Genomic DNA, 13,385 nt, shown 5'->3' with positions numbered 1-13,385 from the left:
CCGACACCCCGTTCTCCGGCAGGCGGGCGACGCCGAGGTCACGCCGCGCCCGCCTGCCGGCCAGCCGACCCGTGCGGTGAACGGCCGTGACCCCATCCGAAATGGAGGTACCGACGTGACCCGGAATGAAACCGCGCGCAGACCGAGAAACGGCCGGCCCGCCTTCGCGGCGGGGGTGGCGATGATCGTGGTGATGTTCATGGCGCTCGGCGCCGCGCCGGCTCGGGCGGCGACGACGCTGAAAAGCCTCGCCGAGGCGAAGGGGCGGTACTTCGGCACCGCGCTGACGGCCGGCGATCTGGGCGTCAGCGGCGAGATGAACGTCGCGACGGCGCAGTTCGACATGGTCACCCCGGGCAACGAGATGAAGTGGGACACGACCGAGCCCTCGAACGGGTCCTACAACTTCGGGCCGGGCGACCAGATCCTCAATTTCGCCCAGGCGCACGGCATGCGGGTGCGGGGGCACAACCTGGTGTGGCACGCCCAGTTACCGGGCTGGGTGTCCAGCCTTCCCTCAAGCCAGGTCAAGTCGGCGATGGACGCGCACATCACGACCGAGGCGACCCACTACAAGGGGAAGGTGTACGCCTGGGACGTGGTGAATGAGCCGTTCAACGAGGACGGCAGCCTGCGGGCGGACGCGTTCTCCAACGCGATGGGCAGCGGGTACATCGCCGAGGCGTTGCGGACGGCGCACGCGGCCGACCCGAACGCGAAGCTGTATCTGAACGACTACAACATCGAAGGGGAGAACGCCAAGAGCAACGGGATGTACAACCTGGCGCAGTCGCTGCTGTCCCAGGGCGTCCCGTTGAACGGCATCGGACTGGAGAGTCACTTCATCGTCGGGCAGGTCCCCTCCTCGATGCCGGCCAACATGCAGCGGTTCGCCGCTCTCGGCCTGGACGTGGCCGTCACCGAGCTCGACGACCGCATCCAGCTGCCGGCCTCCGGTTCCGCCCTTGCGCAGCAGGCCACCGACTACGGCACCGTGGTCAACGACTGTCTGGCGGTGTCCCGCTGCGTCGGCGTCTCCCAGTGGGGCGTCGACGACGGGCACTCGTGGATTCCCGGCACGTTCCCCGGTTACGGTGCCGCCACGATGTACGACTCCAACTACCAGCCCAAACCGGCCTACAACGCCACCGTCACCGCTCTCGGCGGCTCCTCTTCGGGCGGTGGCGGCGGCGAACTGCACGCGGTGAGCGCGGGCAAGTGCCTCGACGTGCCGAACTCCAGCACCACGGCCGGTACCCAGCTGCAGATCTGGGCCTGCTCCGGCGCGAGCAACCAGATGTGGACGCACACCGCCGCGAACGAGCTCACCGTCCAGATCGGCGGCTCGACCCTCTGCCTGGACGCCTACAACAAGCAGACCTCGCCCGGAACGAAGGTCGAGACCTGGCCGTGCAACGGCGGCGCGAACCAGCAGTGGCAGCTCAACGCGAACGGCACCGTGACCGGCGTGCAGTCCGGCCTGTGCCTGGACGTGAGCGGAGCGTCGACCGCCAACGGCGCCCTGGTCCAGCTGTGGACCTGCAACGGCGGCGGCAACCAGCAGTGGACCCTCGGATGACGAGGGGCGATTCGCCGGTATGACGCCTGTGCCGGGCCGGCATCGTACGCCGGCCCGGCACGACCCGGACCGGGCGCCGCCGACGGCTCACCGTCCCGATCAGGGGGCGAGGCGGGGAGCGGTGCCCGTACTGGCCCGCAACACGATGGGAGGCACGAGGAGGCGATCGCGCGCGGGAGCGCCGGCGATGCGCTCCAGCAACAGGTCGATGGCGATCCGGCCCATCTCCCGGGCGGGCACGTCGGCCGCGGTCAGCGCCGGGGTCACCGCGTCGGCCCACCGGGCGCCGGCGATGCCCGTGACGGACATGTCACGCGGGATCGTACGGCCCGCGGCGGTGATCCCTCGGTACAGCCCGCCCAGGGACGCCTCGTTGACGGTGACGATGCCGGTGGTCTCGGGATGGTCGGCCAGGATCCGTGCCGCGCACCGCTCGCCGCCCATGGCGTCGTCCTCACAGGGGTAGGCGGCGCCGTTCAGGCCGAGCTCGCGGACGGCCAGATCGAATCCGTCCTGCCCGCGGTGGGCCGACTCGTACCCCGACCGCAGGAGCGCCTCGGACCGGTTGACGAACGCCAGCCGCCGGTGGCCCAGGTCGGACAGATGCTGCACACACCGGCGTACCAGGGTTCGGTAGTCCAGATCGACCCAGGCCGTGCCGTCAGGGTCGCTGATGCGGCCGATCGTGACGAAGGGGAAGGCGCTCTCGCGCATCCGCTCGACGCGGGCGTCGTGCAGCCGGATCTCCATGAGGATCGCGCCGTCGACGCGCCGCTCTCCGATCAGACGCTGGAAGGATCGTTCCTCGCCCGCGTCGGCCACGGACAACAGCACGTCGTAGTCGCGGCCCGCGGCGGCCTCCGTGACCCCGCCGATGAAGTCGAGCTGCATGTCGGTGTAGTGGTTGCCGGCGGGCGGGAAGACCAGGCCAAGGGTCCTGGTCTCGCCACGGGCCAGCGCGCGGGCGGAGGCGTTCGGCCGGTACCCCATCTCTTCGATCACCCGCTGGATGCGCCGGCGCGTGCTCTCCGAGACCGGCCGCTTACCGGACAGAGCGTACGAGACGGTGCTGCGCGAGACCTTGGCGCGGCGCGCCACCTCACCGATGTTCACCGACGATGTTTCGAACCGACTCAAACATGCCTCCGGAGCAGAGTTCGCGGACGGCCGACCGTCGCATGGGCGCGAACCGGTTCGGAGGTGGCCAGTCTACGCCGGGTCGCCGCCTGGGCCCAGGGATCCAGGGCGAACCGGCCGCGGCCCATTGACCCCACGGGGATGCGGGCTTATGTTCGGGCGAACCGACGCGAACCGGTTCGACTCCCCGTGCGAAGAGCGGTGCGGAAGCCGTCCGGTCCGGCGGGCGCCGAACGCGCGAGAGGGGAGAATCCCGTGAGGACACGACCGTTGTGGCGACACGTCGCCGGTCTCGGACTGGTCGCCGCCGTACTGTCCGGCGGCATGGCCGGCTGCGCGTCATCGGACGACGGAGCCGGATCCCGGTCGGGGAGCGGCACGTACACGATCTGGGACCCCTATCCCCAGTTCGACAAGGGCTCGGCATGGGCGCGGCTGCTCGACAGGTGCGGCGGCGACGCGGGAGTGACCGTCAGGCGGACCGGTTTCGACACGACCGACCTGACGACCAAGGCCCTGCTCGCCGCGCAACAGGGCAACGCCCCCGATGTGCTGGTCGTCGACAACCCCGTGGTCTCCACTCTCGCCGAGGCGGGCGTGCTCGTCCCCAACGACCAGGCGCGGATCGTCACGTCCGCGATTGAGCCGAACCTGCTCGGCGCCGGACGGGTCGGCGGGCAGACGTACGGCGTCCCGATCGGCGCCAACACCCTCGCCCTCTTCTACAACAAGGCGGTCCTCAAGAGCGCCGGCGTCGACGCCGCGTCGGTGCGGGACTGGGCCTCCCTGACCACCGCGCTGGCCAAAATCACCGCGGCGGGAAAGAAGGGCATCACGTTCTCGGCCATCGGCACTGAGGAGGGCAGCTTCCAGTTCCTGCCGTGGTTCTGGGGCGCGGGCGCCCAGCTGACCCGGCTGGACTCCCCGGCCGGCGTGGCGGCGCTGTCGCTGTGGACCGGCTGGCTGAGGAAGGGGTACGCGCCGAACTCGGTGTTGAACAACACCCAGACGACGAGTTGGCAGGAGTTCGCGACCGGCAGGTACGCGTTCGGCGAGAACGGCACCTGGCAACTCGCGAACGCCGAGAGGGTGGGCTTCGACTACGGCATCATCCCCATACCGGCCGAGCACGGCGGCACCGCACCGGCGCCGACGGGCGGCGAGTTCGTCACGGTCCCCGTACAGAGGAAGACCAGCCGATACGCGACCTCGGAGAAGCTGGTGGCCTGCCTGACCAACACCGGCAATCTGTACACGACCGACAGGACACTGTCGTACGTCGCACCGACCGGCGTGGTGCAGGCCAAGCAGGTCGCGTCGGAGCCCGGCCTGAAGGTGTGGTTGGACGCCGTACGTGCGGCGAAGCCGCGCACCGGCGACGGCCTGGGCACCAAGTACCCCAAGATCTCCCAGCCGATGTGGACGGCGGTGCAGGCGGCGCTCAGCGGATCGAAGCCGCCGCAGGCGGCACTGTCGGCCGCGCAGTCCGCGGCGGCCGCCGCGACTCGGTGAGCCCCGGCTCGCGACGAGGGGACGGCGGAATGAGCGATCTGATCCGGGCACCGGGGGAGGCGCGGCGACGGCGGCCGGCGGACGGACACGGCGACGCGGCCGGCACGGCGGCGGCCCGGGCGCACGCGCGGGCTCGGCCGGCGCGGGCCCGCTCGAGCCGGTGGACGGCCTGGGCGTTCCTCGCCCCGGTCCTCGCGTACCTCGTGCTCTTCTACGCGTATCCGCTGTACCGCAACCTCGACCTGAGCCTGCGGAACTACACGGTGCGGTCGTTCGTACGTGGCGGCGCGCCGTTCACCGGGGCGAAGAACTACACCACCGTCGTCCACGACCCGATCTTCGTGCCCGCGCTGGTGCACACCATGGTCTTCACGCTGGTGTCGCTGGCGTTCCAGTTCACGATCGGCATGGGGCTGGCCGTGTTCTTCAGCCGGCACTTCCGGCTGTCGGCGACGTTGCGCGCGCTGTTCCTCGTACCGTGGCTGCTGCCGTTGATCGTGTCGGCGTCCACGTGGTCGTGGATGCTGAACAGCGACTCCGGCGTCGTGAACGCCATGCTGCACCGGCTCGGGATCGGTCCGGTCAACTGGCTCACGTCTCCGCAGTGGTCGCTGACGTCGGTGATCATCGCGAACATCTGGATCGGCGTCCCGTTCAACCTGGTCGTGCTCTACAGCGGGCTGCAGACGATCCCCGTCTCGCTGTACGAGGCCGCCGCCCTGGACGGGGCGAACGGCTGGCAGCGGTTCTGGCGGGTGACCTTCCCGCTGCTCCGGCCGGTCTCCGCCATCACCCTCCTCCTCGGCCTCATCTACACCCTGAAGGTGTTCGACATCATCTGGATCATGACGAGGGGCGGACCGGCCGGCTCGTCGACCACGTTCGCCACCTGGTCGTACCGGCTGGGGTTCGGGACTCTGCTGCCCTCGTTCGGGCCCGGCGCGGCCGTCGGCAACCTGCTGATCGTGATCGCGCTGGTGTTCGGCCTGCTGTACGTCCGGCTCCAGCGAAGGCGGCAATCGATATGACCGGCAGGGCCACCTGGTGGAAGACGGCCATCGGCCTGGTGCTGACCGCTCTGATGCTCTTCCCCGTCTACTGGATGATCAACGTGTCGTTCACCCGTGACCGGGACATGCGCAAGAGCCCGCCCGACTGGTTCCCGGTCCACGGCACGGTCGCGGGGTATCGGGCCGTCGTCGACCAGCAACTGCCCCACCTCGGCACGAGCCTGTTCATCGGTGCCGGCACCGTCGTGCTGACCCTGCTGGTGTCGGCGCCGGCCGGATACTCGATGGCCAAGCTCCGCCCGCGCGGTGCCGGCGTGCTGGGCTTCGTGCTTCTCATCGCGCAGATGGTGCCCGGGATCATCATGGCGATGGGCTTCTACTCCATCTACCTCTCGCTCGGCGTGCTCGACAACCCGGTGGGTCTGGTCGTCGCCGACTCCACCATCGCCGTCCCGTTCGGAGTACTGGTCTTCGCCGCGTTCATGACCGGGATCCCCGACGAACTGCTGCAGGCGGCCACGATCGACGGGGCCGGCCGGTTGCGGATCTTCTGGTCGATCGTCCTGCCGGTGAGCCGCAACGCGATCGTCACGGTCTCGCTCTTCTCGTTTCTGTGGGCGTGGTCCGACTTCGTCTTCGCCAGCACCCTCGACGGCGGCGGTGACCGTCGGCCGATCACCCTCGGGATCTACCACTACATCGGCAACAACGACCAGCAGTGGAACGCCATCATGGCGACCGCCGTCGTGGCCTCGATTCCCGCCACCGCACTCCTGATCATCGCCCAGCGCTACGTCGCGGCGGGCGTCACGGCCGGAGCGGTGAAGGACTGACGGCTCGCCCCGAGAGAAACGAGAAAGCCCGAACATGTCGATCCCGGCCTTCTCCGTCCAGGAGATCCCCTTCAGCTATCACGGCTCGTGGTTCGGCGTCTCCCCGGTCGTCGCGCCGCACACGTATGCCGACGACCTGCATCTCGTCTCACACCAGACGGGGATGCACCCCGTGCTCCGCTTCGTCCCCACGGTGGGCGGAGCTCGCGTCGAGGCGACGGTCGAGGCGACACCGAGCCGACTGTCCTGGGTCCACGGCCGCGGCCGCGTGGACCTGGCCTATGGGCGGGCCGACGCCATCCGGCTGCGGGGACGAGGGCTCGGCCTGCGTGTCAGCTCGGCCGAACCCGAGCTGACGCCCTTCAGCGGCACCTACCTCTACCGCGACCCGGTCGACGGCGCGCACGTGTTCACCTCGTACGAGACCGGCCGGCGCTACCGGGTGACCGTGCTGACCGGCCGTCCGCCCGAGGCCGCGGGCGTCCAGGCGCTGGGACGGGCTGAGCGAGGGCTCCATCTGGCCGACGACGGCGGCCCCTGGGAGATCCTCGTCGAGGAGGCCGACGGCGAGCGCGAGCCGTACGCGCCCTCCGCCACGTTCGACGAGGTCGTCGCGTCGGTGGAGGCGGAGTTCGCGGTCTTCGTCGACGCGGTCGCGCCGTGGCGCAGCGCCGACACGCCGGCCGCTGAGCTCGCCGCGTACGTGCTGTGGTCCGCCACGGTGCGGCCGGCGGGCTTCCTGAAACGCCCGGCGGTGCTCATGTCGAAACACTGGATGGACAAGGTCTGGAGCTGGGATCACTGCTTCAACGCGCTCGCGCTGGCGAACGGCGTGCCGGAGCTGGCGCTGGACCAGTTCCGTCTCGTCTTCGACCATCAGAACGGCGCGGGCTGCCTGCCCGACTCGGTGACCCACTCCGAGGTCCTCTACAACTTCGTGAAGCCCCCCATCCACGGCTGGGCCTTCCGCCGCCTCAGGGAACGCCTTCCCCACGACGTCGACCGGGCCGTCGTGTCGCTCGTGTACCGGCAGCTCGAGGCGTGGACGAACTTCTGGCTCACCGCCCGGGTCGCGCCCGGCGACGCCCTTCCGCACTACCACCATGGCAACGACAGCGGCTGGGACAACGCGACGACCTTCGACCCGGACCACGTCATCCAGACCTCGGACCTGGCGGCGTTCCTCGTCCTGCAGATGCGCGAGCTCGCCGATCTCGCCCGCGAGCTGGGGCTCGAAGCGGACGCCGTCGCCTGGCGCCGGGCCGCGGACCGGATGTGCGACGCGATGCTGCGGCAGTTGTGGGCGGGGGACCGGTTCGTGGCCCGGGCGGTCGGGTCGCGGCACACCTGGATGAGTTCCAGCCTGCTCGACCTCATGGCGATCGTCCTCGGTGACGCATTGGCCACCGGGCCGCGCACCGCGCTCGCCGAACGGATCCGGGCGCATCTCACCCCGTACGGCCTCGCCTCCGAGCTGACGTCATCCGGCCACTATCGGTCCGACGGCTACTGGCGCGGCCCCATCTGGGCGCCGTCCACCGTCCTCATCGAGGACGGCCTGCGCCGAGGCGGGTTCACCGACCTCGCCGCCGACGTCAGCAGCCGCTTCCGCGCCCTGTGCGAGCGATCCGGTTTCGCGGAGAACTTCGACGCCCTGACCGGCGAAGGGCTTCGCGACCGCGCCTACACCTGGACCGCGAGCGGCTACCTGATTCTGGCGGAGGCGTACGAGCGACGCCGTGCCTCGGCGCCGCGGTGACCGCCTTGCCGCCGTACGCTCGTCCGCCCCGATGAAAACCGCGGTGAAAGCAGAGCGCCGTTCTGAGCCGGGCGGCGGGTGTGCTCCGACCCGCTCACCAGCGCGAATCGTCGGCGCGCACCATTTGGCGCCGCCTTGCCGAGAAGCGCGAAGAAGGGGACGTTGACCGGTTTTCGCCGCGAGTCGTAACCTCCCGTCGAATCGGTTGCGCGAATCGATTCGACGACTTCATCGACGTCGCCGGTCGAGCGGTGTCGCCCACATGCACGTGCTGAGGTGAGTGATGCGCGGACACATCCTGCGATGGGCCGGTGCGCTGGCCGCGCTTCTCCTTGCGGTGGGTTCGCTCACCGCGGCTCGTACGGCCGCCTACGCCGAGTCCAACGGTGGCGTGAGGGTCATGCCGCTCGGTGACTCGATCACCGATGGCATCACCGTGCCCGGGGCGTACCGGACCGGCCTGTGGCAGCGGTTCGTCAACGACGGGTACAAGGTCGACTTCGTCGGGTCGCTGTCCGGAGGTCCGGCCACCCTCGGCGACCACGACCACGAGGGGCACTCGGGCTGGCGCATCGACCAGATCGACGCGAACATCGCCGGCTGGCTGCGCACCTACACGCCGCACACCGTGCTGCTGCACATCGGCACCAACGACGTCATCCAGAACCACGACGTGGGCGGCGCCCCCGCCCGGCTTTCGGCGCTGATCGACCACATCACCGCGAACGCGCCGACCGCCGAGGTCTTCGTCGCGACGATCATCCCGCTCGCCAACGCGGGCCAGGAGGCGAACGTCCGCACGTTCGACGCCGCGATTCCCGGCATCGTGCAGAGCAAGGCCGCCGCCGGGCAGCACGTGCATCTGGTCGACATGCACTCCGCGCTGACCACCGCGGACCTGGCCGACGGCGTGCACCCGAACGCCACCGGTTACGACAAGATGGCCGCCACCTGGTACGCCGCCCTGAAGTCGGTGCCCGGCAGCATCGGCGACGCCACCGGCACCACGTCCGGGGCGATCCACGCCGTCGGGGCGGGCCGGTGCCTGGACGTCCCGAACGCCACGCGGACCAACGGCACCCAGCTGCAGATCTACGACTGCAACGGCGGCGTCGGCCAGACCTGGTCCTCCTCGGGCGGCCGGCTCACCGTCTACGGCGGCGCCAAGTGCCTGGACGCGTACGACAACCGGACCACCGCGGGCACCAAGGTCGAGATCTGGGACTGCAACGGTGGCGCGAACCAGCAGTGGCAGCTCAACGCGAACGGCACCATCACCGGCGTCCAGTCCGGCCTGTGCCTGGACGTGACCGGAGCCTCGACCGCCAACGGCGCCCCGGTCCAGCTGTGGACCTGCAACGGCGGCAGCAACCAGAAGTGGAGCCTGAGCTAGCCGACCGCCTACCGAACGACGACGAAGGAAGACCCGATGAAAGCGAAGATCCTTCTCATCCCCGCCATGGTCGCGGCGCTCGTCGTGCTCGCGCTGGGCGGAACGGCGCTCGCCGGCGGCGTCCGGGGAACACCGCCGTCCGCCGTCCGCCCCGCGGCGGCGACCGCCGGATGCGGCAAGGCCCCGACCCTCGCGAGCGGTACGCACACGATCCAGAGCGGCGGCCAGAACCGCAGCTACATCCTGCGGGTGCCCGCCGGCTACGACAGCAACCACCCGTACCGGCTGGTCTTCGGGTTCCACTGGAACGGCGGCACGGCGAACGACGTCGACTCTGGCGGCACCGACGGCTACAACTGGTCCTACTACGGCCTGCGCCGGCTGGCGGACGGCGACGGCAACACCACGATCTTCGTGGCCCCCCAGGGCATCAACAACGGCTGGGCCAACTCCGGCGGCCAGGACCTGACCTTCGTCGACGACCTGCTCCGCCAGCTCGAAGGCGGCCTGTGCGTCGACACCTCCCAGGTGTTCTCCTCCGGGTTCAGCTACGGCGGCGCGATGACGTACGCGCTCGCCTGCGCCCGGCCCACCGTCTTCCGCGCGGTCGCGGTCTACTCCGGCGCGAACCTCAGCGGATGCAGCGGCGGGACGCAGCCCGTCGCCTACATCGGACTGCACGGCATCCGGGACAACGTCCTGCCCATCGCGTCGGGCCGCGCCCTGCGCGACACGTTCGTGCGGAACAACGGCTGCACGGCACAGAACCCGCCCGAGCCGGCGAACGGCAGCCTGACGCACATCGTGACCGCCTACTCGGGCTGCCGGACCGGGTATCCGGTCGTGTGGGCCGCGTTCGACGGGGCGGGGCACGACCCCGGCCCGATCGACGGCTGTACCTGTGACGGCTGGCGGACCTGGACCAGCGGCGTGGTCTGGAGCTTCTTCACGCAGTTCGCCGGCGGCGGGTCCTCGCCGCCGCCTCCTCCCTCGACGTCGGCCCTCGTCAACACCGCCTCCGGCCGGTGCCTGGACGTGCCGAACGCCTCGCAGGCCAACGGCACGCAGGTCGAGCTGTGGGACTGCAACGGCGGCACGAACCAGCAGTGGACGCCGACCTCGGCCCGGCAACTCCAGGTGTACGGCGGCAAGTGCCTCGACGCCTCGGGCGCCGGCACCTCGCCCGGCACGAAGGTGATCATCTGGGACTGCAACGGCCAGGCCAACCAGCAGTGGACCGTGAACGCCGACGGGACCGTCGTCGGCGCGCAGTCCGGCCTGTGTCTCGACGCCAACGGCGCCGGGACCGCCAACGGCACCCTGACCGTGCTGTGGACCTGCAACGGCGGGGGCGACCAGAAGTGGACCCGGAGATGACGCCCCCACCGGCCGCGGTCGCCCGGCCCTGCGAACCCTCCGACGGAAAGGACGGATCATGAGCGATCACCCTCGGCGCGACGGCCGCTGGAAGGCGGCGGTCGCCTCGGTGGCCATGGCCTGCACGGCCGTGGCGGCCGGCCTCCTCGCCACCGGGGACGCCCGCGCCGGCGCGCTGTCCGGCACCCTGTACCGCGACCCGACCACGCAGGTGGTGCGCTGGGTGCAGGCCAACCCGAACGACTCGCGTACTCCCGTCATCCGCGACAAGGTCGCCAGCCAGCCGCAGGCCCACTGGCTCTCCTCGTTCAACCCCGGCACGGTCACCTCCGAGGTGTCCGGTGTCGTCTCGGCGGCGAACGCCGCGAACCAGATCCCGGTCTTCTCGGTGTACGAGATCCCCAACCGGGACTGCGGCGGCGCCAGCGCCGGTGGTGCCCCCGACCTCGGGCAGTACCAGCAGTGGATCAGCGCCTTCGCCCAGGGCCTGGGCGGCCGGACGGTCATCGTCGCGCTGGAGACCGACGCGCTGGCCCTGCAGACCTGCCTGAGCGGCTCGGAGGTCACGGCCCGCGACCAGGCGATCTCCCAGGCGGTGCAGACGGTCAAACGCGCCGACGCGAACGCCAAGGTCTACCTCGACGGAGGCCACTCGGCCTGGAACTCCGCCACCGAGCAGGGCAGCCGGCTGAAGGCCGCCGGCGTCCAGTACGCCGACGGCTTCTTCACCGACGTCTCGAACTTCCAGCCGCTGGCGAACGAGGCCGCGTACGGCCGGTCGATCATCTCCTACCTGCAGTCCCAGGGCATCTCCGGGAAGCGCCAGATCATCGACACCAGCCGTAACGGCGGCGCGGTCGGCGCGGCGGGCGACTGGTGCGGCGACGACAACACCGACCACCGCATCGGCGCCTACCCCACCCTCGGCACCGGCGACCAGAACATCGACGGCTACCTGTGGATCAAACCGCCGGGCGAAGCCGACGGATGCGTCTACGCGGCCGGCAGCTTCGTCCCGGACCTCGCCTACAACCTCGCCAGCTCGGCTCCGAACCCGCCGGGCTCGACCGACCCGCCACCGGATGGGCGTACGTGCGCGGCGGCCTACCAGACGACGAGTTCGTGGCAGGGCGGGTTCCAGGGCCAGATCACCGTCACCGCCGGATCCTCGGCGATCAGCGGCTGGAAGCTCACCTTCACCCTGCCGAGCGGAGTGACGATCAACCAGCTGTGGAACGGCACGCTGACCACCAGCGGTTCCACCGCGACCGTCACCAACGTCTCCTGGAACGGCGCGCTCGCCGCGGGCGGCACCGCCCAGCCCGGCTTCACCGCCAGTGGCGCGGCCTCGTCCCTCACCGTCACCTGCACGGCGTCGTGAAAGGAATCCGACCATGAGAACTGTCGCCCGGCTCCACCGGGTATGGGCGCTCGTCTCCGTGGTGTCCGCCGCCGCCACGGTCGCCGGGGCCGCCCTGCTGGTTCCCCGGCCCGCGCAGGCCGCCTCCACGCTCGGCGCCCAGGCCGCGACGTCCGGACGCTACTTCGGCACCGCGGTGGCCGCCGGCCGGCTCGGCGACTCGACGTACTCCACGATCCTCGACCGGGAATTCAACATGATCACCCCGGAGAACGAGATGAAGTGGGACACCACCGAGCCGTCCCGCGGCTCGTTCAACTTCAGCCCCGCCGACCAGATCGTCAACCATGCCCAGGCACACGGGCAGCGCATGCGCGGCCACACGCTCGTGTGGTACCAGCAACTGCCCGGCTGGGTCAGCTCCATCGGTGACGCGAACACGCTGCGCAGCGTGATGGACAACCACATCACCACCGAGATGACCCACTTCAAGGGAAAGATCTATGCCTGGGACGTGGTGAACGAGGCGTTCGCCGACGGCAGCACCCAGCACCGGAGCTCGGTCTTCCAGAACGTGCTGGGCAACGGCTTCATCGAAGAGGCGTTCCGCACCGCCCGGGCCGCCGACCCCTCGGCGAAGCTCTGTTACAACGACTACAACATCGAGAACTGGTCCGACGCCAAGACCCAGGGCGTGTTCGCCATGGTCAAGGACTTCAAGGCCCGTGGTGTGCCGATCGACTGCGTCGGTTTCCAGAGCCACTTCGGTTCGGGCGGTCCGCCGGCGAGCTTCCAGACCACGCTGCAGAACTTCGCCGCCCTCGGCGTCGACGTCCAGCTCACCGAGCTCGACATCGCCCAGGCACCGGCGAGCGCCTACTCCAATACGGTCAAGGACTGCGTGAACGTCTCCCGCTGCGCGGGCATCACCGTGTGGGGCATCCGCGACAGCGACTCCTGGCGCTCCGGCGACAACCCGCTGCTGTTCGACGGCAACGGCAACAAGAAGGCCGCCTATGACGCGGTGCTGTCCGCGCTCGGCGGCGGTGTCCCGTACGGCGGCGGAGATTCACCCACCCCGCCGCCATCGGGGGACGGCGGGTGCTCGGTGAAGTACACGATCAGCTCGCAGTGGACCGGCGGGTTCGGCGCGAACGTGGAGGTGAGCAATCTCGGCGATCCGGTCTCGAGCTGGACGTTGACCTGGTCGTTCGGCGCCGGCCAGCAGGTCACCCAGGCGTGGAACGCCACCGTGACCCAAAGCGGTTCGAACGTGACCGCCAAGAACGTCTCCTACAACGGCTCCCTGCCCACGAACGGCAGCACGAGCTTCGGGTTCAACGGCTCCTGGAACAGCGGCAACCCCGTACCCACGAACTTCGCGCTCAACGGCACCGCCTGCACCACCGGCTGATCACCCCTCAG

10 protein-coding genes are annotated in these 13,385 nt (G+C 70.1%); 9 read left to right on the top strand and 1 reads right to left on the bottom strand.

What is annotated here, in order from left to right; genetic code table 11:
- Positions 1–115 precede the first annotated feature (115 nt).
- Complete coding sequence (locus tag ACQEV1_RS30040) at positions 116–1,579, top strand: endo-1,4-beta-xylanase (RefSeq protein ID WP_433397829.1); 1,464 nt, start codon at positions 116–118, stop codon at positions 1,577–1,579.
- Between the two features lie 99 nt (positions 1,580–1,678).
- Here the strand turns inward: ACQEV1_RS30040 and ACQEV1_RS30035 are convergent, their stop codons facing one another.
- Positions 1,679–2,692, bottom strand: coding sequence for a LacI family DNA-binding transcriptional regulator (locus ACQEV1_RS30035; RefSeq protein ID WP_285622301.1), 1,014 nt, complete (start codon positions 2,690–2,692; stop codon positions 1,679–1,681).
- A 279-nt stretch (positions 2,693–2,971) separates the two neighbouring features.
- On the opposite strand from ACQEV1_RS30035, the gene ACQEV1_RS30030 reads away from it, so the two are divergent.
- The 8 genes from ACQEV1_RS30030 (at position 2,972) to ACQEV1_RS29995 (ending at position 13,374) form a co-directional block, all read left to right on the top strand.
- Complete coding sequence (locus ACQEV1_RS30030) at positions 2,972–4,228, top strand: sugar ABC transporter substrate-binding protein (protein WP_433397827.1); 1,257 nt, start codon at positions 2,972–2,974, stop codon at positions 4,226–4,228.
- A gap of 29 nt (positions 4,229–4,257) precedes the next feature.
- On the top strand, positions 4,258–5,256 hold the full coding sequence (locus ACQEV1_RS30025; protein WP_433397825.1) for a carbohydrate ABC transporter permease: 999 nt from the start codon (positions 4,258–4,260) through the stop codon (positions 5,254–5,256).
- Entirely contained in the window at positions 5,253–6,071 is an 819-nt protein-coding gene (locus ACQEV1_RS30020) for a carbohydrate ABC transporter permease (protein ID WP_285622291.1), read from the top strand. Before ACQEV1_RS30025 ends, ACQEV1_RS30020 begins: the two co-directional genes overlap by 4 nt.
- Before the next feature lie 34 nt (positions 6,072–6,105).
- Positions 6,106–7,830 carry an amylo-alpha-1,6-glucosidase gene (locus tag ACQEV1_RS30015; RefSeq protein ID WP_433397822.1) on the top strand — a complete coding sequence of 575 codons (1,725 nt, stop codon included), beginning with the start codon at positions 6,106–6,108 and terminating at the stop codon, positions 7,828–7,830.
- A 283-nt stretch (positions 7,831–8,113) separates the two neighbouring features.
- Positions 8,114–9,223, top strand: a complete 1,110-nt coding sequence (locus tag ACQEV1_RS30010) for a ricin-type beta-trefoil lectin domain protein (RefSeq protein WP_433397820.1) — start codon at positions 8,114–8,116, stop codon at positions 9,221–9,223.
- Between the two features lie 36 nt (positions 9,224–9,259).
- Positions 9,260–10,600 (top strand): ricin-type beta-trefoil lectin domain protein, encoded by a 1,341-nt coding sequence (locus tag ACQEV1_RS30005; RefSeq protein WP_433397818.1) that lies wholly within the window; start codon positions 9,260–9,262, stop codon positions 10,598–10,600.
- A 58-nt stretch (positions 10,601–10,658) separates the two neighbouring features.
- Positions 10,659–11,981, top strand: a complete 1,323-nt coding sequence (locus ACQEV1_RS30000) for a glycoside hydrolase family 6 protein (protein ID WP_433397816.1) — start codon at positions 10,659–10,661, stop codon at positions 11,979–11,981.
- A gap of 13 nt (positions 11,982–11,994) precedes the next feature.
- Positions 11,995–13,374 (top strand): endo-1,4-beta-xylanase, encoded by a 1,380-nt coding sequence (locus ACQEV1_RS29995; RefSeq protein ID WP_433397814.1) that lies wholly within the window; start codon positions 11,995–11,997, stop codon positions 13,372–13,374.
- The last annotated feature ends 11 nt before the right edge of the window (positions 13,375–13,385 follow it).

The organism is Actinoallomurus sp. CA-142502, assembly GCF_050936355.1.
Classification (GTDB): domain Bacteria; phylum Actinomycetota; class Actinomycetes; order Streptosporangiales; family Streptosporangiaceae; genus Actinoallomurus; species Actinoallomurus iriomotensis.
Note: the sequence above shows the minus strand (reverse complement) of the source record. Positions and strands in the feature narration are given on the sequence as shown.